Genomic DNA, 24735 nt, shown 5'->3' with positions numbered 1-24735 from the left:
ACAGTCAACTAATTTTTTAAATATTTTGATAATTTACGGTATTGATTATGAGTTTTTATATAACGATCATTTTAGTATATTTTCCCTCCTATTACTCCTATTATGTGTGTTACTTCATTATTTTTACCAATAGGTAGTAGACATTGTCTTATTTTTATGTAATTTCCATCAGCACTTTCAGTTTCTGATTCATCTATGATCGGTTCTTGATTTTCTATGATTGATTCTAAATAATCAAATAAATTTTCTATAACTTGTGGAAAAAAAAGCTTAATATTTTGTGATTCAGCATAGACTTTAATATTTGACTGATACAGCTCCATAGCTCTTTCTCCAATATAAATGCAGTTGTACTTTTGATTGTCTGTATCATTTCTTACTTCAATAATAAAACAGTTATGCCAAATGTCTCTGATTTCTTCTGATTCAATTTCTTCTATCTGAGGAAATGCCCTGTTGTTGCGTAGCTGATTCCAATATGCAAATAATATTTTTATTGCTCTTTTTTCTGGTATATATTCTGACATCTATAACCTTAATCTTATGATGAACATGAAAAATTTATAGCAAACATCTTTATTTTTTCTTACTTGTTCTAATTTTTATTTAATTGCAATTTGTGTATATTAGCTCTACATGTAATAGTGTATTTTTGTATAATGCTTTAAAAGAAGTAATATCTTAACGTTTTAATATTAATTGATAGTGAAAAATTATTTAGTCAATTATTTTAATATACATGATGTGTTTCTAAATTGATTTCCCAATTGTTGAGTAATGGTTGGTGGATACTTTATGTGGCTACAATATACTACTATTTGACTTATGATAACATGTTTTAGTAAAAAAATTATTGACTACTGTGAGCTTTTCTTAACTTATTTACAGTTGATATATAATAGTGGGTTTACTGCTTTTCCACGTTTGCGCATAGCAAAACATAGATATGATTTGTTTTTTTGAGAGTTAGTACTTTTGATATGTCCTATAACTTGACCTTGTGTTACTTTATCACCTATTTTTACATCTATGCTATCTAGATAAGAATATGTAGTTGTTGTATTTTTATTATGCTCTATTATTATCATATTGCCATACCACTTTGATCCTTTACCTACGTATAGTATTTTTCCAGCAGATGATGCTCTAACTTGTTGAATTCCATTAGATTTTATATTAATTCCCTCTTGACAATTCTTATCTTGATTATTTATGGAAAATTTTGATGTTATTATACCTTCTATAGGCATAGTAAAATTGCAGCCTTTATCAATAGCTTTTATTTTTTTATTTACTTCATGGGCGTCTTGAGTTGGATGTGATTCTATATTTTCATCTTTTTTAGTATCATACTTTATTAGTTGATATTCATTGATGTCGTCTAATTCTTTTCTGCCATGAAATTCTTCTCCTCTTAAGAAGTAAGGAGCTGGTTTTTGTGTACAACCAAAGCATAATAGGGCAATCAATAGTGTTTTTCTTATTGTCACATGTACCTATGGTATATTGAGTGTTCTTAATACTGTTAAATCTAGTATATATTATTCTGTTATATGAATTTGGCAATGCAAAATTCATTTTAATTGGTAATTAGCTCTTGAAAGTAATCATGTGAAAACTTTTGTATATTTTTAAAGTGTTTTTTGTTAAATTAATTTTTTTAATACTTGCTTACTTATTGATCTGTTAGCAGTTTATTTGGTTATATATTGATATTAATTGTGGTATAAAAATAGTATGATAGTTTGCTATAAGTATGTTTATAGTATTATGATGTATCTTTATTATAGCTATATGGATTTTAATAATGCAAGATTTAGGATTTAAGTTATTGTCAGTTACTGAAGCTGCAGCTTTAGCGTCTTATAAATATCTTGGTATAGGTAATGAAAAAGAAGCAGATCGTGTTGCTGTTGATGCTATGCGAAAGTCATTGAATTTATTGGAAATTAATGGGACTGTTGTTATTGGAGAAGGAGAGAGGGATAATGCTCCTATGCTATATATTGGAGAAAAAGTAGGTTGTGGTGGAATTGATGTTGATATTGCTCTTGATCCACTTGAAGGGACTACTATGTGTGCTCATTATAAAAATGGGGCTATGTCTGTTCTTGCAATAGCAAAGAAAGGTGGGTTTTTAAATGCTCCTGATGTTTACATGGAAAAGATTGCTGTAGGTCCTAATGTACCTAGAGATGTAGTATCTCTAAAATATGATATAAAAACAAATTTGTATAATTTGGCTGAAGTGAAAAAGTGTAAAGTAAATGAATTAGTTGTAACTGTTTTATATAGAGAAAGGCATTTGGAATTAATTAAGAGCATTAGAGAGTGTGGAGCTCGTATAAAACTTATAGATGATGGAGATGTTTCAGCTGTAGTATCACTGATGAAAGGTGTTCATGATTTGTATGTTGGAATTGGAGGAGCTCCAGAAGGTGTACTTGCAGCTGCTGCTTTATCATCAATGGGTGGATACATGGAAGGTAAATTGATTTTTGATACAGAGCATTTGAAGGCAAGAGCAGAAAAATTTGGAATTAAAGATATAAATAAAATTTATTCTATAGAGGAAATGATAAAGTCTGAAGCAATTTTTGTAGCTACTGGTATTACTGATAGTGCTTTGGTTCAAGGTATTAGGTATTCACATGGATCTTTTGTTATGGAGTCTATAGTCATTAAATCAGCTAGTATTATGTATGTTAATAATACTGTACCTGGAGTATAAGAAGTAGATTATTTTTAATAAGTAACATAGGACTTTGTGTAACTTTATAAAGTTTTTTCTATGGAAAGAACATGTGTAATTATTTTATCCAGATATAAATAAAATTTATTCTATAGAAGAAATGATAAGGTCTGAGCAATTTTTGTAGCTACTGGTATTACTGATAGTGCTTTGGTTCAGGGTATTAGGTATTCACATGGATCTTTTGTTATGGAGTCTATAATCATTGTACTAGATAGTATTATATATATTAATGGTACCTATCCTGGGAAATGAGATTGTTTTTTAATTATACATCAAAATGTCTGTTACCTGATGTATCATATCTTTTTTAGTAAAAATAAAATGTCCATTGAATCATGAATGTCTGCTTGTTTGTAGTATGTAAAGTACTTTTTGGGTGGTCTTTTATATTATGATACATAAATAGTGTTTAATTATATTAATGATAGTTAACAATGGAAACATTACACGGACTTGACGTGTTGTTATTTGTAGTTTTATTTAATGTTTAAGTAAATTACTCATGAAATCTTTTTACTTTTATAACAGCGTAAATAAATAAGAATATTAGTGATTGCTGCTGGAGTTACTCCAGGTATACGTCTTGCAGAGCCAATAGAAGGTGGTTTTACATATTCTAATTTTTCTTGAATTTCTTTCGATAATCCATAAATCTGTGAAAAATCTATATTGCTTGGAATATGTGTGTTTTCTTCTTCTATAAAGGCTTTTATATCTGCATCTTGTCTTCTGAAATAAGGCGAGTATTTTGCTTCTATTTCTACTTGTTCTGCAATATCCTTATTAAATTCTTTTATTACATTGCACATTTTTGATATAACTTCTATATTTATGTTTGGATGACTTAGAAGATCGAAAATGCTCCTCCTTACTCCATCTTGAGATATTGATATATTATGTCTAGCAAGCTGTGTAGGAGTTGTTACAATATTTTTTAAAATATTTGTTAAGGCCTCTATTTCCTGTTTTTTATTCTTTAAAACAGAGTGTCTTTTAGATGATACTACTGATATTTTGTAACCCAATTCTGTTAAACGTAAATCCGCATTGTCAGAGCGTAACCTTAATCTATATTCTGCTCTGGATGTGAAAAGTCTATATGGTTCAGATGTTCCTAATGTAACTAAATCGTCTATCATCACACCAATATATGCATCACTTCTTTTTAAGATAAAAGGCTCATACTTTGAGTTGAGAGATAATGCTGCATTAATCCCAGCTATGATTCCTTGTCCAGCTGCTTCCTCATATCCAGTAGTACCATTTATTTGTCCTGCAAAGTATAACCCACTTATTTTTTTTGTCTCAAGAGTATGGTATAATTCTCTCGGATCAATGAAATTATACTCAACACTATAACCACTTCTGATTATCTTGACTTGTTCTAATCCTGGTATGGTCTTTAGCATTTCATATTGTACATCAAGTGGAGATGAAGTAGTGATCCCGTTGGGATAAATAATCTCAGAATTTAAGCCTTCGGGTTCTAAGAATACTTGATGGCTATTGCGTTCTGAAAATCTTCTTACTTTTTCTTCTATTGAAGGACAGTATCTAGGAGCTTTTATGTCTTTTAATAAATTACTTGCTGCTGCTTTATGTAAGTTATTTTTTATTACTTCATGGGTTTTAGTATTAGTTGCAGTTAAATAGCATGAAATTTGTGGTAGATCTATTGATTGCGACATATAAGAAAAAGGTGAAGGATTAATATCCCCTTTTTGCTCTAGTAATCCTGAAAAATTTATACTATTTATATCAAGTCTTGGTGGTGTGCCAGTGCGTAAACGACCTAATTTAAAATGGTATTTTTCCAATGTTTTTGCTAAGCCAATAGAAGGTTGTTCTCCAAATCTACCTGCTGGAGTAGCATAACTTCCTATGTGGATAGTTCCTTGTAAAAATGTACCAGTAGTTAATATTAGTTTTTTTGTATATATAGCTTGTTGATCAGATGTAATGACAGCTTCAACACTCGATTGTCCATTTTTTTCTGTTACTAAAAAATCTTCCACTGATGCTTCTAACACTGTTAAATTTGGATAGTTTAGTATGATATCCTGCATTGTGTCTTTGTATATTTTTCTGTCTGCTTGTGCTCTTGGTCCCCATACTGCTGGTCCTTTGCTTCTATTTAATATACTGGAATTAATGCTGGACTTATCTATTACTGTTCCCATCAAACCATCCAAGGCATCGACTTCTCTAACTACAGTGCCTTTTGCGATTCCTCCAATAGCTGGGTTACATGACATTTCTCCAATTGTTGATATGGAATGTGTAATTAACAAAGTCTTTGCACCAATGCGAGCTGCAGCTGCAGCTGCTTCACATCCTGCATGACCTCCTCCTATAACTACTACATCATAATGATTCATACAAGCAGTGTAATAATATGTTGAATAACTAAGGTTAATAGTAGTAATTTTGTTAAAATTGTCAATAAAGTTACACTATTAGTTATAAATAAAGTAATGAAAGATAGTGTTAGGTGTCTTTTGCACTACATAATGTAGTATTATTGGCTTATATTTTTCCTGTCTTATACTTAATGTATACTGAGTAAATAAGTTCTTTTGTTAATGTAATAGTGTGATGTAATATATGTTTGAAGCATTGTGTTTTTGGTGTGTTAACTTGTGCTCAGATGTATTGATTAATCTAAAGCAGTATAAGATATATTTGTTTGTATAAGTTTGTTATATATTATTTTAGTAGATTAATATGGGTTGATTATATAATGGTAGATCAATTTAAATAAATTTTATATCAATGTGATTGATGAATATTATTATCATATCTGATGTTTATAGGATTGTTGATATCATTTATAATAAATGAAGTTTAAGTATTTACTTTTTATGTTAAGTTAGTGGTTTGTATATTTTTATAAAGAGATGAAAGTAATTGTATTATCTGGATATGGGTTAAATTGTGAGGAAGAAACCCTGTTTGCTTTTGTTAAGGCTGGGGAGTTATTGTCGTGTAATGTACAAGGAAAAATAGTGCATATTAATGAAATAATATCACATCCTAAATTATTAAGAGATTATAATGTACTTGTAATTCCTGGAGGTTTTTCCTATGGTGATGATACTGGTGCTGGAAATGCATTTGCATTGAGAATTTTTAATAATTTGAGAGAGGAAATATCAGAATTTCTAACTAGTGATAAGTTAGTAATGGGTATATGTAATGGGTGTCAAATACTGATGAGATTGGTATCGGATTTCTCATGTATTACACTTTTAAGCAATTCTATTCAACAATATCAGTGTAGATGGGTAAAAGTAAAAGTAAATCCGTCAAGCAATTCACCCTGGTTGGAAGGTCTGAGTGAACTATATATTCCAGTTGCACATGGAGAGGGGAGGTTTTTTGTGGAAAGTGATTCTGTAATTTCCTCTATTGAGAAGAATATCGCATTAAGGTATGTTACAAATACGGGTAATTATGCAAATCAAGAATTTCCTTATAATCCCAATGGTTCAGCTGCTGATATTGCTGCACTTTCTGATAATAGTGGGAGAGTACTGGCTATGATGCCACATCCAGAAAGAGTGATATTTTTTACACAGCAGGATAATTGGACACAGGTGAAAGAACAATGTTTAAGATCTAATATTGCTTATCCTACTTATGGAGATGGCATGAAAATTTTTTGCAATGCTGTGAGATATTTTTACGAATTGTAAAGTAATGTGAAAAAAAATTTGTAAATTTTAATGTTGTTGAGTTTTGTTAGGTTTACAATTTGTATTGTTTGAAGGTATTTTCTCTGTGTTTGGGTACTGTATAATATAAGCTTAGTGAAATTAATATATGCGTTACTAGGAATGTGAGAAATTTTTTCTAATGCTGTGAGATATTTTTACGAATTGTAAAGTAATGTGAAAAAAAATTTGTAAATTTTAATGTTGTTGAGTTTTGTTAGGTTTACAATTTGTATTGTTTGAAGGTATTTTCTCTGTGTTTGGGTACTGTATAATATAAGCTTAGTGAAATTAATATATGCGTTACTAGGAATGTGAGAAATTTTTTCTAATGCTGTGAGATATTTTTACGAATTGTAAAGTAATGTGAAAAAAAATTTGTAAATTTTAATGTTGTTGAGTTTTGTTAGGTTTACAATTTGTATTGTTTGAAGGTATTTTCTCTGTGTTTGGGTACTGTATAATATAAGCTTAGTGAAATTAATATATGCGTTACTAGGAATGTGAGAAATTTTTTCTAATGCTGTGAGATATTTTTACAAATTGTAAAGTAATGTAGGGAGAATCTTATAAGCTCTAATGTTATTAAGTTGTATTGTGTCTGTGGTTTGCATTATTTTAAGTTATTGTTCTCTATGTTGTATACTATAATGAGTTGTGATAAATGGCTCGTAGAATTGATAAATACATCATAATCTATAAGTAGATATATCATAAAGTTCATACATCTATTGATTTAAATTGAGTATCTTTTTAGAAGTATTTTTATCTAGATAATTCAATATTTGTGGGAATGCCTTGAAAAGTGTGATATCACCTAACTCAAGGTGTATTGTATTCTTGAATTAAAAGGTTGTTAGGAAAATTCACTGATGGTGAATTTTTGTATTTTAAATGTATAAATTATTATAGTAGATTGTGAGTTTTAAAGCTGTAGTGGGTGTTGGATGTAACGATTATGTGGTCTATTAGTGTTATTCCTACGTCAGTACATGCTCTAACAAGTTGATTGGTAATTTCAATATCTGCTTTAGAAGGCTTAGCATCTCCACTTGGATGATTGTGAGCAATGACAATAGATGTAGCTCCTAGAAATAAAGATTGCTTTATTACTTCTCTTATATATAGAGGAGTTTGGTTGACGGTGCCTACATCCTGAGTTTCATCTGCAAGAAGTTTGTATTTTGTATTTAAATATAATATGTGAAAGTTTTCTATACTGCCATTACCTATCTTTATTCTAAGATATTCTATCAATTTTTGCCATTGGTTTATAATTATCCCATTATCAATATTCTCACGCAAAATTCTATTGAGTGCTTCTCTAATACAAAAAATTGCTGATACTGAAACTTCTCCTATACCAGATACTTCTTTTAATTGGTTAAAGTCAGCGAAAAAGACTTTTGCGAAAGTCCCAAAATGTTTAATTAGTCTTTTGGCTATAGGTTTTACATCTTTTCTTGGGTGTGCAGAGCATAATATTAATTCTAGAATTTCGTAATCCAACAGCCCTTTTTTTCCTCCAGATAGCAACTTTTGCCTTAATCTTTTTCTATGTCCAGCTTGTTGTTTTTTGCGTTCATCCTTAATGTTCATGAACTTGTTTAAAGAATTAACTATTTAAATATCATGGTGTTTTAACTATCAAGTCAATTAATTTTTTATATGTTATACAAAATGTTGCAAAATTGATATAATGAATTTTGCTATGATTGTATAAGGTTCTAAGCTTGTAAAAATTTGTGTAATATATATTATAAAATTATTGGTTGATACTTGAAATTAGATTTCTTGATATTATATATAATCTTAGCTAGTAGTATTTAAATGCTACTGATAATTTATTTTTTACAGAGGTAGTGTATGAATCTAAGTATGTTACATGATAATGTGTTGATTGAGGCTTTGGAGGATAGTAATAGTAGTTCTCCTATACAGCTTCCTGATTCAGCAAAGAAAAAACCTACTAAAGGGAAAGTTGTAGCTGTTGGCCCAGGTCTGTACAATAATAATGGTAACATTATTCCTATGGCTATTAAAGTAGGTGATGTAGTTCTTTACCGTCAGTGGGCTGGTAACGAAATTGAATTCTATGATAAAAAATATATAGTCATGAAAGAAAGCGATATAATTGCAAAGGAAGCATAGTTATTACATCGATTTTTTAATCATGCTATACATGTATTTTTTTGTAATAGCCTAAGTGTAAGTAGTTTTAGTTAATTTTTTATTAAACGGAGATTAAATAACATGGCAAATGTAGTTGTGACTGGTGAACAACTCGATAAATCGATTAGAGAAGTTGTTCGTATTTTAGAAGATGCTGTAGGATGTACGGCTGGACCTAAAGGACTTACTGTAGCTATTAGTAAATCCTATGGGGCTCCAGAGATTACAAAAGATGGATATAAAGTTATTAAAAGTATAAAGCCAGAGGATCCATTGGCTCTTGCTATTGCTAATATAATTACTCAGAGTGCTTCTCAATGTAATGATAAAGTTGGTGATGGAACAACTACATGTTCTATTTTAACTGCAAAGGTTATAGAAGAAGTATCTAAAGCTAAAGCTGCTGGAGCAGATATTGTATGTATTAAAGAAGGTGTATTAAAAGCTAAAGAAGCTGTACTAGAAGCATTGATGTCTATGAAGCGTGAAGTATTATCTGAAGAGGAGATTGCTCAAGTTGCTACTATTTCAGCTAATGGAGATAAGAACATAGGTAGTAAAATTGCTCAATGTGTTCAAGAAGTTGGTAAAGATGGAGTTATTACAGTTGAAGAAAGTAAGGGATTCAAAGAATTGGATGTTGAAAAAACTGATGGTATGCAGTTTGATCGTGGGTACCTTTCTCCTTATTTTGTAACCAACTCAGAGAAGATGTTGGTGGAATTTGAAAATCCTTATATCTTACTAACAGAGAAAAAACTTAATATAATACAGCCTATATTACCAATTTTAGAAAATGTGGCTAGATCAGGAAGACCTCTTTTAATTATTGCAGAGGATGTAGAAGGAGAAGCGCTTAGTACTCTTGTTTTGAATAAATTACGTGGTGGGTTACATGTAGCAGCAGTTAAAGCACCAGGATTTGGGGATAGAAGAAAAGATATGTTGGGTGATATTGCTATTTTAACTGGAGCTAAGCATGTAATAAGTGATGATCTTGCAATAAAGATGGAAGATTTAACTTTAGCTGAATTAGGTACTGCTAAAAATATACGTATTACAAAAGATACTACTACTATTATTGGCAGTGTAGATAATAGTTCTACTAATGTACAAAGTAGAATTAATCAAATTAAAATGCAAATTGAAGCTTCTACTTCAGACTATGATAAAGAAAAGTTAAGAGAACGTTTGGCTAAGCTATCAGGTGGTGTTGCTGTCTTAAAGGTTGGTGGATCTAGTGAAGTTGAAGTTAAAGAACGTAAAGACCGTGTTGAAGATGCTTTGCATGCAACTAGAGCTGCTGTTGAAGAAGGTGTTGTGCCAGGAGGTGGTGCTGCGTTGTTATATACATTGTCAGTTCTTGAAAATTTGAAAAGTAGAAACGATGATGAACAATTAGGTATTAATATTGTAAAGCGTGCTTTACAGGCTCCTATTAAACGTATCATTAAAAACTCTGGATCAGAGAATGCACCATGTGTTATTGCTCATTTGTTAAAACAAAATGATAAGCAGCTTATTTTTAATGTCGATACAATGAATTTTGCAAATGCTTTTACTTCTGGGGTTATTGATCCACTTAAGGTAGTTCGTATAGCATTTGATTTTGCTGTGTCCCTTGCAGCAGTATTTATGACTCTAAATGCCATTGTAGTGGATGTACCATCTAAAGATGATACTAATCCTGGTGCTGGAGGAATGGGAGGCATGGGAGGTATGGGAGGATTCTAAAGTAATCTTTCTTATATGCCAGAGGGGGGAAAAGTTTTTTGAGGGGGGAAAAAACACCCCTTCCTCTCTCATTCTTTTTGCATTTCTTATATGTTAGCTATATGATGGTAAAGCTGCTGTAGTAAATGTAATGATTTATATAAAATGTTCTTAATAATTAAGCTTGTTATCTTGTAATTGTGTTCATGTCCTTATTTTATATTGTATAAATTTTAATTTATTGCTGTGGAATAGGTAATCAATAGTAGTTGTTTTTATGAATTTATGTACTAGGAAATAAACATTATTAAAAAAACAAGATAATTTTTAGTTGTGTATTTTCTAATGTTTGTCGTAACTAAAAGTAACTATGTATGTAAAGGCACTGGTTTTGGTAGTGACATGTCTTGATTATTATAAAGTAGATTGCAATTATAGATTTTTAATTTTATGTTGTATCTGTAAACTTGGTTTACCGAGGTAAATACTTATCCTAAAATTGTCAAGAAGTGTATTACGTATATAATTTTGGAAATTCGATTTATAACATAGAGACTAATTTTGGAAGATAAAAATACTAGCACTCATCTTCTGGTCCTAGTTTATAAATTTGTCCTGTTACATTACATTGGTTAGATGATAATTCTATGAACTTATCAGTAAAACTTTCTGGGATTGCTAATTGTGCAGTTTCTTTTATTGGTAGGGCTTGAGCATATATATCATTATACATTAGTGGCGGGTATACCATATTGACACATAATTTACTATGCTTTGTTTCTGTAGCATATATTTTCAGCATTGTTTCTAGTGCAGATTTACTAGACGCATATGGACTCCAGTATGGATACCTGGATGGTGATTGTGTAACTTCAGAAGTAACAGCAATTACCCTACCAGCTGGAGAAAGTTTTAGTAGTGGGTCGAAATATTTTATTAAATGCCAATTAGCTATAAAATTTATATCCATTACCCTTTTCCATGTATCATACTCGTAGTCTTGTGTAGGACTAAGATCTCCTACTACAGCTGCGTTTAATATTAATATATCTATGCTTTTAAACTTGCTGTCTATGGACATTGCAAAATCTTTTATTGTATCACAATCTTGTAGGTCAACTGATGCTAACATTGCATCACCTCCTGACTCTTTTATAGAATCATATACAGCATTTAGTTTGTTAATATTTTTAGCTACTAAAATAAGGCAAGCTCCTTCTTTAGCAAATCTTTTCGCAACAGCTGATCCCACACTTCCAGAGGCACCTGTAATGATTGCTACTTTACCTGCTAATTGTTTCTCCATACAGTACCCTATTGTTTTGTGATATTCAGATAATAAGCAGTATCAATTGAGTTGGCAAGTAAAACAATGGAAAGTATAAACACCTGGTGTTCAGGTTACTGCTTCATTAAGAAGTTTGATTGGTTTTTTATTATGGTTAGTATGTATGATTTATAATTATATTGTTATAAGAATTATATAAAAATTATTTGCTGCATTGTTGTTATTAACTATACATTAAGTGATTATTTACATTAAAAAGATAAGTTTACTAATGGGGGTTTATACTGTGTGTATTAGTGTATAATTATTAATAAAGATATCTTTTAGAAATAAAATTAATTAAGTATATCTTTAATTTTTGTAAACAATGTTTATATGTTAGATTAGATAATTTATGTCAGGCTAATTATGGATCTCAATAAATTTACTGATATATCGAAGAATTTAATAATGCAAGCACAAACTGCAGCAATTGCGTCAGGGCATCAGTCTTTATTGCCAGAGCATTTACTGAAAGTAATGTTAGATGATAAAGATGAGCTTGTTGAGTTATTGTTAACTTCATGTGAGTGTGATATTGATAAAATATATAATGATGTAAAACTCTCTCTAAGTAAATTACCTGTTATAAGTGGGAGTGGCAGTGGTCATATACATTTATCAAAAGAAATGGCTCAAGTTTTAGAGGAAGCTGTTAGTCTTGCAAAAAGGAATCAGGATACTTATGTAACTGTTGAGAGATTATTACAAGCTCTTGCGATAGTCAAAGATACTAATGTTTGCAAAATACTACTTGCACATGGAGTGACGCCTGTTAAATTAGAATCACTCATATCTAATATGCGTAATGGATCCAAAGCTGATACTGTTAATTCTGAACAGAAGTTCAATGCTCTAAAAAAATATGCTAAAGATATTACTGAATCTGCTATGGCTGGAAAACTTGATCCAGTGATTGGAAGAGATGAAGAAATTAGACGTACAATGCAAGTTTTATCACGCAGAACAAAGAATAATCCTGTGTTAATTGGAGAACCTGGGGTTGGTAAGACAGCAATTATTGAGGGTTTAGCACAGCGTGTTGTGGTAGGTGATGTTCCTGTTGGTCTAAGACATACAAAAATAATGGCGTTAGATCTTGGAATGCTTGTTGCTGGTACTAAGTATAGAGGGGAATTTGAGGAGAGGTTAAAATCTGTAATTAATGAAATAATAGCATCTAATGGTACTATTATATTGTTTATTGATGAATTGCACACATTAGTTGGGGCGGGTGCTACAGATGGAGCAATGGATGCATCAAATCTGTTAAAACCAGCTTTAGCAAGAGGTGAAATACATTGTATAGGAGCAACGACATTAGATGAATATAGGCAGCATATAGAAAAAGATGCAGCATTGGCTAGAAGGTTTCAGCCTGTATTTGTTTCTGAGTCTACTGTTAATGACACTATATCTATTTTACGTGGGCTAAAAGAAAAATATGAGGTACATCACGGTATTAGAATTATGGATAGTGCAATTATTGCAGCCTCAACTTTGTCAAATCGTTATATTACAGATAGATTCTTGCCAGATAAGGCTATAGATTTGATTGATGAAGCAGCGAGTCGTGTAAGAATAGAAATTGATAGTAAACCTGAAATAATTGATGAATTAGATAGAAAAATTATTCAGTTGAAAATTGAGGCTGGAGTTTTAGAGAAGGAAAATACTGAATCTTCAAAACAGCGCTTAGTGCAATTGAATAAAGAATTAGATAAATTAAGTATTCAAGCGACAGAGTTAAATAGTAAGTGGCAAGCCGAAAAAGTAAAAATATCTAAGATGCAAGAATGTGCAGAAAAATTAGATAACGCGAGAAATGATTTAGAAAAAGCTCAGAGGTTTGGTAATTTAGATAGAGCTGGTGAATTAATGTATGGAATTATTCCGGAACTTGAAAAAGAACTAGCAAAATGTGAAAAGCCTAGTAGTAACATGTTAAAGAGAGAAGTTACTGAAAGTGATATAGCAAGTATTGTATCGCGATGGACAGGCATTCCTATTGAAAACATGATGAGTAATGAGAAGGAAAAATTACTGCGTATGGAAGAAGAAATAGGGAAAACGGTTATTGGGCAGGAAAGTGCTATTAAAGCAGTAAGTGATGCTGTTAGAAGATCACGTGCAGGAGTACAAGATGCTAATAAACCATTAGGATCTTTTTTGTTTCTTGGACCTACTGGAGTAGGAAAAACGGAGTTGGTTAAGACATTAGCTGAATTTTTATTTTGTGATAGGTCTGCCCTTTTAAGATTTGATATGTCAGAATTTATGGAAAAACATGCTGTATCCAGGTTAATAGGTGCTCCTCCAGGGTATGTAGGATATGATCAAGGAGGTATGTTAACTGAGGCTGTTAGAAGGAGACCTTATCAAGTAATACTTTTTGATGAAATAGAGAAAGCACATGGGGATATTTTTAATATTTTATTGCAGGTGTTAGATGAAGGACGATTAACCGATAATCATGGAAAGTTAGTTGATTTTCGTAATACAATATTGGTTCTAACATCAAACTTAGGACAGGAAATATTAATTAATAATAAAGAGGATGTGGATAAGGAATCGGTAAAAAAATCTATAACTAGTGTACTACAACATCATTTTCGTCCAGAATTTTTAAATAGACTAGATGAAATTATTGTATTTCATAGATTAGCTAAGGAGCATATAGAGAAGATTATAGATATACAATTTTCACTATTGCAAAAAATTATTGATCAAAAGAAGTTAAAGATTAGTTTGTCTTCAGAAGCAAAATTGTGGTTAATGGATAATGGTTATGATCCTGTATACGGAGCTAGGCCTTTAAAGAGATTAATACAACAAAGGGTACAAAATAATTTAGCGAAATTAATTCTTGCGAATCAAATTAATGAAGGAGATAGACTTGAAGTAGTTTTGTTAAATGATGATTTAGCTATTAACAAGCTATAGATAATGAATAAATGTTCGCTATAAGGGTTTTTATTTTTTGATGTGGTATTGAATTCATTTTTTATAGATAACAGGTAATTTGTAAAATGTTGTTAGCTTGTGTGTAGTTATATAAGTAATAAGCATTTAGAAATTGATTTCTAGGATACAGTTTTTTATATAATGTTAAGTATTGCTGTTTTTGCAAGTGGTTGAGAATTTATTAAGTAAGTGAATTCTTAAGTTAATCTGTTTATAAAAATGTAATGTGTCTGGTATTTCTTATGACTGCGTGTTAAGTTTATAGACTGTAACTGTAATAAATTGGGAAGTATTATCTGAATTGTTGTAGTATATTAATACTATTAATATATACGAGCAACACCCCTGAATGGGGTGTTGGGTATGTATGTGATATGTAATAAAGTGTTTTATTTATAAGACTTGTATAGATTTTTATCCTCAATTGTAAGATTAAAGTAGTAAGTTTTTATTCCGAGTGTATTTTTAGTATACCGTCCTACTAATAAATCTTGTAAGCTAGGATCTATATTTTTAAATTGGTTATCTACTGAATTATCATATTCTGGAAAAAACATTGTTGTATTAAAATCAGGAGATTCTGACTTCTGCAACATGAAGTGTACACGAGGAACTTTATTTTCGTTATTGGTACCTGGGATAATGGTTATAAAATTGTAGTTTCCTAAGTTATCAGTTACTGATTTTCCTGATCCGATAAATTGGTAATCATACATATCTAACTTTTCTGGAATAAGCTCTGATCTGTGATCATAATCTTGGCTGTCTTGATATATTCCGTGTGCATTAGTGTGCCAGATAAATACATTAACATTTGCTATAGGTATGCAATTTGTGTCAGTGATTTTGCCAACAATATATATCAATTCTCCATCGGCTGATAATGGACTACTCATCTTACGTCGTAAATTATTTGATAGTGAAAATTTACTTGGTTTATTGCTGAGGTCATAGACTTCAGGAGTTTTTTGACATTGAATAAGTGTTGGATCAGTTGCCATTGCACTATGTGTACATATTATACTTGTGGATAAACATAATAATAATTTTGCGAAATAGTTCATCTTATTACCATAATTTAAATACTTTTAGTCATAAACAAGATTAATATTTGATCATGATTTAAGTTAAGTTTACTTTACAACTATCATGTTATCCTAATAATTTCTTGTTGCAGCAATATTATAAATGCTAATTATTGTAATTGTTAAAAAACTTTTATGTGATTATTTATCATGATGTTTCATATCTCATATGGAAATAATGCTTTTTTATAAATAGAAGTTATGCTGTACCTATAAGATATAATGTAGGTCTATAAAAATTAACCAATTAATTATTATATTAGTATCATGTTAAGATTTTACTTGAAAAATTTGTGAAAAGAGTTAGAGTGAGGCATATATTGATAAATGCCAATTTAGGATAGTCATATGATAGATATCTCATTTTCAAGTTTGATGCCAGGAGTATCTTTATTCTTAAAAACAACAGCAATAGTCGTAGGTATTTTTGAAGGTAGTAATCACTTAGAAGACTACAATGCTTTAGCTGATCATAGTGAAGAAATCATGAAAGTGGTAGAAGGTTATAAATCTTTTAATGGTAAATTTGCAGAAATATTGCCGATTGTTGGATTAGGTAAAGAGTGTCCTATAGTAATAGTAGTAGGGTTAGGTAAAGCTGAAGAGTTTGATGAAACCAAATCTTTAAAAATTGGTGGTATCATATATTCTGAACTTAATAAAATGAAAATATCAGAAGCTTCAATTATCAACAGTAATGATAGTGATATTATAGCTAATATTGCTTATGGAGCATTTTTACGTAGTTTTAAATTTGATAAATATTTTGTGCAAAAAAAAGATGATCATGCAACTTATGTGCGTAAGTTAGAATTCTTTTCAAAGAGTAATTCTCAAAAAACAGCCTCTTTGTTTGATATTTTAAAAGCTGAAGGTGAATCAGTGTTTTTAGCTCGTTCTTTTGTATCAGAGCCTCCTAATGTTCTTTATCCAGAAATTTATGCTCAGATGATATATGAAGAGTTGAGTAAAGTAGATATTAAAGTTGAAATATTTGATGAAGATTACATGAAATCAAATCAGATGATGGCACTTCTAGGTGTCGGTCAAGGTAGTGCTAAGAAGTCTAGACTTGTAGTGATGAGATGGAATGGAGGTAAAGAAACAGACAGTCCTATAGCATTTGTTGGAAAAGGAGTGACTTTTGATACTGGTGGGATATCTTTAAAGCCTTCTAAAGGTATGTGGGATATGAAGTATGATATGGCTGGTTCTGCTTCTGTTGTAGGTATTATGCGCACTCTTGCAGCAAGAAAGGCAAAGGTTAATGCTATAGGGGTAGTAGGATTAGTTGAAAATGCTATAGGAGGCAATGCACAGAGGCCAAGTGATATTGTAACTTCAATGTCTGGACAGACTATCGAGGTGTTAAATACTGATGCAGAAGGTAGATTAGTTTTAGCTGATGCTTTATGGTATACTCAAAAAATGTTTACCCCAAAATTAATGATAGATTTAGCAACTTTGACTGGTGCAGTAGTTGTAGCGTTAGGGAATAACCAATATGGTGGGGTTTTTTCAAATGATGATGCTATTGCAAACCAATTAATTGTTGCTGGTAATGAATCTGGTGAGAAATTATGGAGATTACCTTTGGATGATGCATATGATAAACTTATAGATTCTTCAGTTGCTGATATGCAAAATATTTCAACAAAAGGATATGGTGCAGATAGTATTACTGCTGCGCAGTTTCTACAAAGATTTGTAAATAACACTCCTTGGGCGCATCTAGATATTGCAGGTATGGCATGGGACAATGAGGGTAATGAAATATGTCCTAAAGGTGCAACTGGGTTTGGTATAAGATTACTAAATAGGTTAATATTAAAATACTATGAAGCTCATTAAGATATTGTAGTAGGGTATAATATCTCCGTTAATGTGCATTAAATTATAGTCTTGTGTTAAATTTTATAGGACGTTATGTCAGTTTAGTGTTTAGATAAGATTTTATTTATTTTAATACTATTTATACGTGATTAATATATGGGTAGCTTAATTATATGGTACCACTTAAGTTAGGTATTTTGATTTCAGGAAGGGGTTCTAATATGCAAGCATTAATTAATGCTTGTGCATGTGATGGTTTCCCTGCAGAGGTGTCTTGTGTAATTTCTAACAACCCTAATGCAAATGGGTTGTTGATTGCGCAACAAAGTAATATTAAAACTTTTGTACTTCAAGGGCGTCCATTAGACTTTGATGCTGTTGATAGTATACTTAAAGAGTATAAAGTAGATTTAGTATGCCTTGCAGGGTTCATGAGTATTGTACCTGAAAGCTTTATTAATCGGTGGTTCCATAAAGTCATTAATATACATCCTTCTCTTTTACCATCTTTTAAGGGTCTGAATGCACAGTCTCAAGCATTGAATGCTGGAGTTAAGATAGCAGGGTGTACTGTACATTATGTATATCCAGAAGTTGACGGTGGGCCTATTATTATGCAGGCAGCAGTTCCTGTTTTTTCATCAGATAGTGTTACAGACCTTTCCAATAGAATCTTAAAGATGGAACATATTTGCTACCCTAAAGCTGTGGAATTGATAGCGCTAAATCAACTTCAGCTTAATGAAAATTTGGCAACGTCGATGGAATTGTTACATATGTTTTACAATGAGACTATCTAGTTTCTCTATATGGTAATGCAAGGTTTTGGTTATATTTATATATGTTTTTTACTCGTATGTAGTATAGTTTGTAATTATGTATACAATGATATCTAGTTTATGTAAGATTTTAGTAGAATGGCATTTTCATTTTGTTTAATTTAAGTTTTGCAGTTAATTTAATTTTAATTCTACTTACTATATCTATGCTTGCGTTTTAATTGTATAATACTGTAATTATATTTTATTATTAAGGATACAATACTGTAGAAATTTTTCTTGGTGTGTATTGAATTTATGTCAGGCAATTTAATAGAATGGAAAGTAGAGTCTTCACAAATAGATTATCAAGAAGCAGTTTGCTTTATGCAGCAGAGGGTAGAGGGTATTTTTAATGGATTGCAAAAAGAGTTAGTATGGTTGCTAGAACATCCTCCATTGTATACTGCTGGTACTGGAGCTAAAATTGAGGATTTACTGATTAGACATTTATTCCCTATATATGCTACGAATAGAGGTGGTAAATATACTTATCATGGTCCTGGGCAAAGGATTGCTTATATTATGCTGAATTTAAAAATTAGAAGTAAGTGTAATGTTAGACTGTATGTTGAAACTTTAGGCAATTGGATTGTTGAAACTTTAAATCATTTTTCAGTAAAATCGTATTTTAATCCTGACTTGATAGGGGTATGGGTAACTCATGGTGGTACTGAAAAAAAAATTGCTGCATTTGGAATCAGAATAAGGAGATGGATAACTTATCATGGAGTATCTGTAAATGTTTACACAGATCTTTCTCATTATTCAGGTATAATACCATGTGGTATAAAAGATTATGGTATTACTTCTCTTAAGCAATTAGGAGTTGATATTTCTTATGAAGAATTTGATATTGTGTTAAAGAAGAAATTTTATGAAATTTTTTCTAATTTTAACTAACATGGAATGATAAGATATTGTATTACATGTCTTTGATTACTTTATTGCTCATATTTAATAATCACTTATGACAAAGTATGATTGTTATTGATAACTGTGAAAAAGATTTCTGTATAGATGTGTTGGATTTAATGCATCTTTTTTATATTGAAGGTACTATATAAATTTTCTATGGAAGTTTGTCACTTTGTGTGAATCAATGATCATACTAGTTTTGATATGAAATGTAATAAAATAGATAATACTTTAATCTTTGTTTGATAAAGTAATTCTATGTAAATACAAATTGAGTTAAATTGATAAGTTTTTTTAAATTAGTTAGTACTGCTAAGTATTTTATGTAAATTAATAATAACAGTAATTTAATGCAAGAACTAATAAATATTTAAGCAAGTAGTAACTTAATTTATGATTTCTGCTCTATAAATAGTTTTACCAGATACTATAGTTCTTAAAACTTTACCTTTTACCTTTCGGTTATGAAAAGGAGAGTTTTTTGATTTACTTGCAAATTTTGAGGTATCAATTACCCATCTGTGATCTAAGTCTAATATGATTAGGTCTGCAGCGTAACCTTTTTTTATACGTCCTCTTGGTACTTTTATGATATCAGCTGGTTTATATGTCAGTGTTGCAAGTAAATCTATTAAAGGCATAGTACCATTATGATATAGTTCTAAAGAAATTGGAAGCATTGTTTCAAGTCCAACTGTGCCAAAAGCAGCTGTATCTAATGGTAGTTCTTTAGAGTTTATATCATGTGGAGCATGATCTGTTGCTATACAATCTATTATGCCATTTTTTAATCCTTCTATCATACTAAGACGATCATTTTCAGTTCGTAAAGGAGGGTTTATTTTTGCAAGACTACCATGTGTTATAATATCCTTTTCAGTTAAAGTTAAGTGATGGGGAGTTACTTCACAAGTAACCTTTAATCCTTGACTTTTTGCTTGTTTTATTATATTTAGAGAATCTTGAGATGAAACATGTAAAATGTGGTAATGTACATTTTTAATGTTTTTCATTAAAGCAATATCGCGATTTACTATTATGGATTCTGAAATATCAGGTATACCTTTCAGTCCTAGTTCGTATGACACTGTTCCTTCGTTAATGCATCCATTATTGGATATATTTAAGTCTTCTGCATGTTGAGCTATGACGGTATCTAGCATGCTTGAGTAAATTAGTGCTTGTCGCATTATTAGAGAATTCATCACTGGCATACCGTCATCAGTAAAACCAACTGCTCCTGCCTCTTTTAGTAAAGCCATGTCGGATAATGAGTTATCTGGTTTTGTTATAGAACCATAAAATTCTATGTTGACGTACGCACTTTCTAAAGCTCTCATTTTAATGTATTTTGCAATGATGACGCTGCTAATAGTAGGGATGGTATTGGGTTGACAAACTACAGTTGTTACACCTCCAGCTGCAGCAGATTTACTTCCTGTATTGATATTTTCTTTATGTTCTTGTCCTGGTTCACGGAAATGCACATGGATATCGATTAAACCTGGCATCAATATATTATTATTACAATCTACAACTTCATCTACAGTACTTGGTATGCCATTAGCAAACAGATCAGGCCCAAAATCAAGGACCTTATCTCCTTTGGTAAGTAGTGAACCTCTTATATCTAACTTAGATTCTGGATCAATAATTCTTGCATTAATATATGCGACAGTAAAACCTGCATGCTGCCCACTGCCTAACAACTCCCAAGATTGTTTATACATGTTTCAAATGCCTAGAAAACCAATAAATGAGTAATTCATATAAACATTGTAACCATATATGTAAATTGTTGAATAGTCAATATTTATATATAGCATATGTAGTATTATAAATTGTATTTTTTATTTATATTATGAAAAATTTTATGTGTTATTGTATAAGTTTTTTTAAATTTTGGATTCTATTGTGTTACTTAACTCATACATCATAATGTTGTATTCATTTTTACTGATATTATGTGAACTTTGAAGCTTTGAATTTTACTAAGTTCTTTTTTATGTTCTAGATTTTATCTAATTGTACTGTAACTTCAGATTTTTGAAACTACTTGATGATGGGTTTGAGGATAACTTTTTTTATTTTTTATTAGCTAGAAAATTTATGATTTGTTCTGTAATTAATTGACCTATATCTTTTTTAGACATTATAGGAAATTCTTGATAGTGATCTTTAGTAATAATGGTGATTTTGTTATAGTCATTTCCCATAACTTGTTCATTGTTAATGATTGTTGTATTGCTGATAATCCAATCGCATTGTTTTCTTTCTAGTTTGATTTTTGCATTTTCTATGACATTTTCTGACTCGAGTGAAAATCCAATTACCAGTTTCGGTCTTTTTTTATGAGTACTTATACAATGCACAATATCTGGATTATTAGTGATTCTAATATTTGTAATTTCATGTTTTTTTATTTTTCTAGTAGAATATGCAGGACACCAATCAGTTACTGCTGCTGTAAAAATTGCAACATCTACTGGTAGTAATTTTATGCAAGTTTGTAACATTTCATTGCAATTTTTGACATGAAATATATTTTGTATGTTATGACTGTGAATAGTGACTGGACCAGAAACTAAATTTATTTTCCAACCAATTTTATTCATATGCTCTGCAATAGCATATCCTTGTTTCCCAGATGCGCTATTAGTAATGTATCTGATTGGATCGATTGATTCTTGTGTTGGTCCGGCTGTTATTAGGACATTAACCATAAAATACTGAAATATTTAAACGTTCATTTTAGTACGAAATTACAATGATTCACAATAATTTATTCAGCAATTGTATGTTTCGGTTAAACTGTTCTTAGAATATTTTTGATGAAATAGTTGTTTCTTGTGTTGGTCCGGTTGTTATTCGAACTACCGTTCAGTCTGTAGATAGAGTATTATCCAGTTTGATATTTATTGATGGTTTAGAAGATGTTAATAAAGTAGAGCTAATTTAACTTAGAAATGCTACAGCACTGAAATTCTTGTATAATGTTGTACATAATTGTGTAGTTGTAGTGGACATACATATAAAACTTCATTATATAATAGTAGCATGTCAGTTGGAGATTCAGGAAATATGAGAAAAGAAAGAGATAGTTTGGGAGAAATAAATGTTCCTGCATGTCATTATTGGGGAGCACAAACACAGCGTTCTATTGATAATTTTAAAATTGGTTCAGAAAAAATGCCTAAGCCTTTAATAAAAGCATTAGGACTTGTTAAGTTAGCTGCAGCTCGTGTCAATATAAAAAATGGTGATATTAATGAAGTGATAGGTAATGCAATTTGTGATGCTGCAAATGAAGTTATAGATGGTAAATTTGATGATGAATTCCCCTTGGTAATTTGGCAAACTGGTTCTGGTACTCAAACTAATATGAATGTTAATGAAGTAATAGCAAATCGTGCAATTGAAATATTAGGTGGAGAAAAAGGTAGTAAGTATCCTGTGCATCCAAATGATCATGTTAATTATTCTCAATCTTCTAATGATACTTTTCCAACAGCAATGCATATTGCAGCTGTTCTTGAAACTGAGAATTCATTATTGCCAAATTTAAAGAATTTATATGATGCTTTGAGTAGTAAGTCTATTGCTTTCCAAAATATTGTTAAAGTTGGACGTACTCATCTTCAAGATGCTACTCCGTTAACTTTAGGACAGGTATTCTCTGGATATGCATATCAGATTTTACAGGGTATGAATAGAGTGAAATCAGGATTAGGTCATTTACTTGAGTTAGCTCAGGGTGGTACTGCAGTAGGTACTGGTATTAACTCTAGAAAACAGTTTGATGTACATTTTGCACATGAGATAAAAAAATTAACTGGATTCAATTTTATTGCTTCTGTTAATAAATTTGAGGCATTAGCTACACATGATGCATTAGTTGAATTTAGTGGTGCTTTGAATGTACTTGCAGTAAGTTTAATGAAAATAGCTAATGATATTAGATTACTTAGTTCAGGACCAAGATGTGGAATAGGGGAAATTATATTGCCTGCTAATGAGCCTGGGTCTTCTATAATGCCTGGGAAAGTCAATCCTACACAATGTGAGGCTGTTACTATGGTATGTGCTCAGGTTATGGGAAATCATATGACTGTTACTGTAGCAGGATCAAATGGTCACTTTGAGTTAAATGTGTTTAAGCCAGTCATTATTTATAATGTTTTACAATCTATTAGATTACTATCTGATGTTAGTATTAATTTTTCTCAGAAATGTGTACATGGTATAAAAGCTGATATAAATCGTATTTCTTTTTTGTTAAATCAGTCTTTAATGTTGGTAACGGCATTGAATAAACATATAGGTTATGATAATGCGGCAAAAATTTCAAAAACTGCTTTTGATGAGGGAATAACATTAAAAAGTGCTGCAATTAAGCTTAATTTAATAACTGAAGAAGAATTCGATGAAATTGTTAATCCAGAAAATATGATACATCCTATGAATTAAATATTACTTGATCCAACTTGTTTAATAATTAACACTGTTGACAGTTGATACATGTTATTATAACATAAAGTATTGTATTTTTTAATTAAAAGTGATTTTATGGCAGAAGAAGACTACAAAAATGTAATAAAACAGTATATAGATACGGTAAAGGAGATTGTAGGTGATAGTAAAACCTTTGATCAAATGTTTGAATCCGTTGTGAAAATTCAAGAAAGAGTTATGGCAGCAAACAATCAAAATAATGATGTGGATGCGGTTAATGATGGAGATCAACTTAAACGTATAGGGTCTTCTACTTCTGAGTCTGTTAGCAGTACTCAGTATAGAGATTTAATAGAAGAGATAAAAGTAATTAAAAAGCGTATTTTAAGACTGGAACGTAAGATATTAAAACCTAAAGAAGAAGCATAAAATTTGTTGCATAATTATTTCATACTTTGTAGGGTTCAACCGCTTTTTGTTAGTTTTATGTAGGTTTTTATATTCATATGGAGTTAAGAACGAGTTTACTTATCTCATTTCAAGTAGATATTTTACATTCCCTCAGTAGGTAATATTGCTAAAATTTGTTTGTTATATTAAAAAGCTTTTTTACTTGGGGTTATCAGGGTTATGTCATACAATGCTGTTTGTGTATGGCATTTTTATGAAACAGTTTTATAAAATTGGTTGAATAAAAAGAAGTTTCAGGTGGTTATTAATAATATATCAACTTTTATTCATTAAGAAAAAAAATGTATCTGTAGCTATTCTTCTAATTCTATTATCAGGTAGTGGGTTTCCTTACTTCTTCCTATAGGTGATATTGTTAAAAATTTGCTTACTCCATAACAGGCTGCTCGTCATTAGAATCCATTAGTTTTAAGTATATTATACTTGTATTTAAAGTGCTAGTAATAAGGATTGCTTATATACCGATATCTTTAGTGATTTAAATTAATCATGTTGATGTCAAACTTTATATTCA

General features: G+C 30.6%; 18 protein-coding genes. 10 read left to right on the top strand and 8 right to left on the bottom strand.

Annotated features, from left to right (window positions below; genetic code table 11):
- Window positions 1–71: 71 nt before the first annotated feature.
- Together MR76_RS03265 and MR76_RS03260 are read right to left on the bottom strand one after the other, a co-directional pair.
- Window positions 72–527: a PAS domain-containing protein gene (locus MR76_RS03265; protein ID WP_024072272.1), complete on the bottom strand. Its 456-nt coding sequence runs from the start codon at window positions 525–527 to the stop codon at window positions 72–74.
- 351 nt (window positions 528–878) lie between these two features.
- Window positions 879–1490 carry a murein hydrolase activator EnvC family protein gene (locus MR76_RS03260; RefSeq protein WP_024072271.1) on the bottom strand — a complete coding sequence of 204 codons (612 nt, stop codon included), beginning with the start codon at window positions 1488–1490 and terminating at the stop codon, window positions 879–881.
- Window positions 1491–1807: 317 nt separating this feature from the next.
- On the opposite strand from MR76_RS03260, the gene glpX reads away from it, so the two are divergent.
- On the top strand, window positions 1808–2731 hold the full coding sequence (glpX, locus tag MR76_RS03255) for a class II fructose-bisphosphatase (RefSeq protein ID WP_024072270.1): 924 nt from the start codon (window positions 1808–1810) through the stop codon (window positions 2729–2731).
- 524 nt (window positions 2732–3255) lie between these two features.
- On the opposite strand, the gene mnmG is transcribed toward glpX, so the two are convergent.
- The gene (mnmG, locus tag MR76_RS03250; RefSeq protein ID WP_024072269.1) at window positions 3256–5133 is read right to left on the bottom strand and encodes a tRNA uridine-5-carboxymethylaminomethyl(34) synthesis enzyme MnmG; all 1878 of its coding nucleotides are present in this window, start codon (window positions 5131–5133) and stop codon (window positions 3256–3258) included.
- A 519-nt stretch (window positions 5134–5652) separates the two neighbouring features.
- Between mnmG and MR76_RS03245 the strand changes: the two genes are divergently transcribed.
- On the top strand, window positions 5653–6450 hold the full coding sequence (locus tag MR76_RS03245) for a phosphoribosylformylglycinamidine synthase subunit PurQ (protein ID WP_024072268.1): 798 nt from the start codon (window positions 5653–5655) through the stop codon (window positions 6448–6450).
- A 924-nt stretch (window positions 6451–7374) separates the two neighbouring features.
- Here the strand turns inward: MR76_RS03245 and radC are convergent.
- Complete coding sequence (radC, locus tag MR76_RS03240; protein ID WP_024072267.1) at window positions 7375–8067, bottom strand: RadC family protein; 693 nt, start codon at window positions 8065–8067, stop codon at window positions 7375–7377.
- A 267-nt stretch (window positions 8068–8334) separates the two neighbouring features.
- Between radC and MR76_RS03235 the strand changes: the two genes are divergently transcribed.
- Both MR76_RS03235 and groL read left to right on the top strand, forming a co-directional pair.
- A complete protein-coding gene (locus MR76_RS03235; RefSeq protein ID WP_024072266.1) occupies window positions 8335–8619 on the top strand; it encodes a co-chaperone GroES in 285 nt (94 codons plus the stop codon).
- Window positions 8620–8721: 102 nt separating this feature from the next.
- Entirely contained in the window at window positions 8722–10374 is a 1653-nt protein-coding gene (gene groL, locus MR76_RS03230; RefSeq protein WP_024072265.1) for a chaperonin GroEL, read from the top strand.
- 556 nt (window positions 10375–10930) lie between these two features.
- Here the strand turns inward: groL and MR76_RS03225 are convergent.
- A complete protein-coding gene (locus MR76_RS03225) occupies window positions 10931–11659 on the bottom strand; it encodes an SDR family NAD(P)-dependent oxidoreductase (protein ID WP_024072264.1) in 729 nt (242 codons plus the stop codon).
- A gap of 390 nt (window positions 11660–12049) precedes the next feature.
- On the opposite strand from MR76_RS03225, the gene clpB reads away from it, so the two are divergent.
- Complete coding sequence (gene clpB / locus MR76_RS03220; protein WP_024072263.1) at window positions 12050–14623, top strand: ATP-dependent chaperone ClpB; 2574 nt, start codon at window positions 12050–12052, stop codon at window positions 14621–14623.
- Window positions 14624–15033: 410 nt separating this feature from the next.
- Here the strand turns inward: clpB and MR76_RS03215 are convergent, their stop codons facing one another.
- Window positions 15034–15708, bottom strand: coding sequence for a dioxygenase family protein (locus tag MR76_RS03215; RefSeq protein ID WP_024072262.1), 675 nt, complete (start codon window positions 15706–15708; stop codon window positions 15034–15036).
- A gap of 369 nt (window positions 15709–16077) precedes the next feature.
- Here MR76_RS03215 and MR76_RS03210 point away from each other — a divergent pair, with 369 nt between their 5' ends.
- The 3 genes from MR76_RS03210 to lipB all read left to right on the top strand — a co-directional run bounded on the left by MR76_RS03210 (window position 16078) and on the right by lipB (window position 19283).
- Window positions 16078–17580, top strand: a complete 1503-nt coding sequence (locus MR76_RS03210; RefSeq protein WP_024072261.1) for a leucyl aminopeptidase — start codon at window positions 16078–16080, stop codon at window positions 17578–17580.
- Between the two features lie 155 nt (window positions 17581–17735).
- Window positions 17736–18362 (top strand): phosphoribosylglycinamide formyltransferase, encoded by a 627-nt coding sequence (gene purN, locus MR76_RS03205; protein WP_024072260.1) that lies wholly within the window; start codon window positions 17736–17738, stop codon window positions 18360–18362.
- 276 nt (window positions 18363–18638) lie between these two features.
- Window positions 18639–19283, top strand: a complete 645-nt coding sequence (lipB, locus tag MR76_RS03200; protein ID WP_024072259.1) for a lipoyl(octanoyl) transferase LipB — start codon at window positions 18639–18641, stop codon at window positions 19281–19283.
- Between the two features lie 401 nt (window positions 19284–19684).
- Here the strand turns inward: lipB and MR76_RS03195 are convergent, their stop codons facing one another.
- Together MR76_RS03195 and MR76_RS03190 are read right to left on the bottom strand one after the other, a co-directional pair.
- Window positions 19685–21028, bottom strand: coding sequence for a dihydroorotase (locus tag MR76_RS03195; RefSeq protein ID WP_024072258.1), 1344 nt, complete (start codon window positions 21026–21028; stop codon window positions 19685–19687).
- A 354-nt stretch (window positions 21029–21382) separates the two neighbouring features.
- The gene (locus MR76_RS03190) at window positions 21383–22021 is read right to left on the bottom strand and encodes a phosphopantothenoylcysteine decarboxylase domain-containing protein (RefSeq protein WP_024072257.1); all 639 of its coding nucleotides are present in this window, start codon (window positions 22019–22021) and stop codon (window positions 21383–21385) included.
- A gap of 358 nt (window positions 22022–22379) precedes the next feature.
- On the opposite strand from MR76_RS03190, the gene fumC reads away from it, so the two are divergent.
- Both fumC and eplA read left to right on the top strand, forming a co-directional pair.
- On the top strand, window positions 22380–23765 hold the full coding sequence (gene fumC / locus MR76_RS03185) for a class II fumarate hydratase (RefSeq protein ID WP_024072256.1): 1386 nt from the start codon (window positions 22380–22382) through the stop codon (window positions 23763–23765).
- Between the two features lie 99 nt (window positions 23766–23864).
- Complete coding sequence (gene eplA / locus MR76_RS03180) at window positions 23865–24179, top strand: adhesin EplA (RefSeq protein ID WP_024072255.1); 315 nt, start codon at window positions 23865–23867, stop codon at window positions 24177–24179.
- The last annotated feature ends 556 nt before the right edge of the window (window positions 24180–24735 follow it).

It is taken from the genome of Ehrlichia muris AS145, from assembly GCF_000508225.1.
Classification (GTDB): domain Bacteria; phylum Pseudomonadota; class Alphaproteobacteria; order Rickettsiales; family Anaplasmataceae; genus Ehrlichia; species Ehrlichia muris.
Note: the sequence above shows the minus strand (reverse complement) of the source record. Positions and strands in the feature narration are given on the sequence as shown.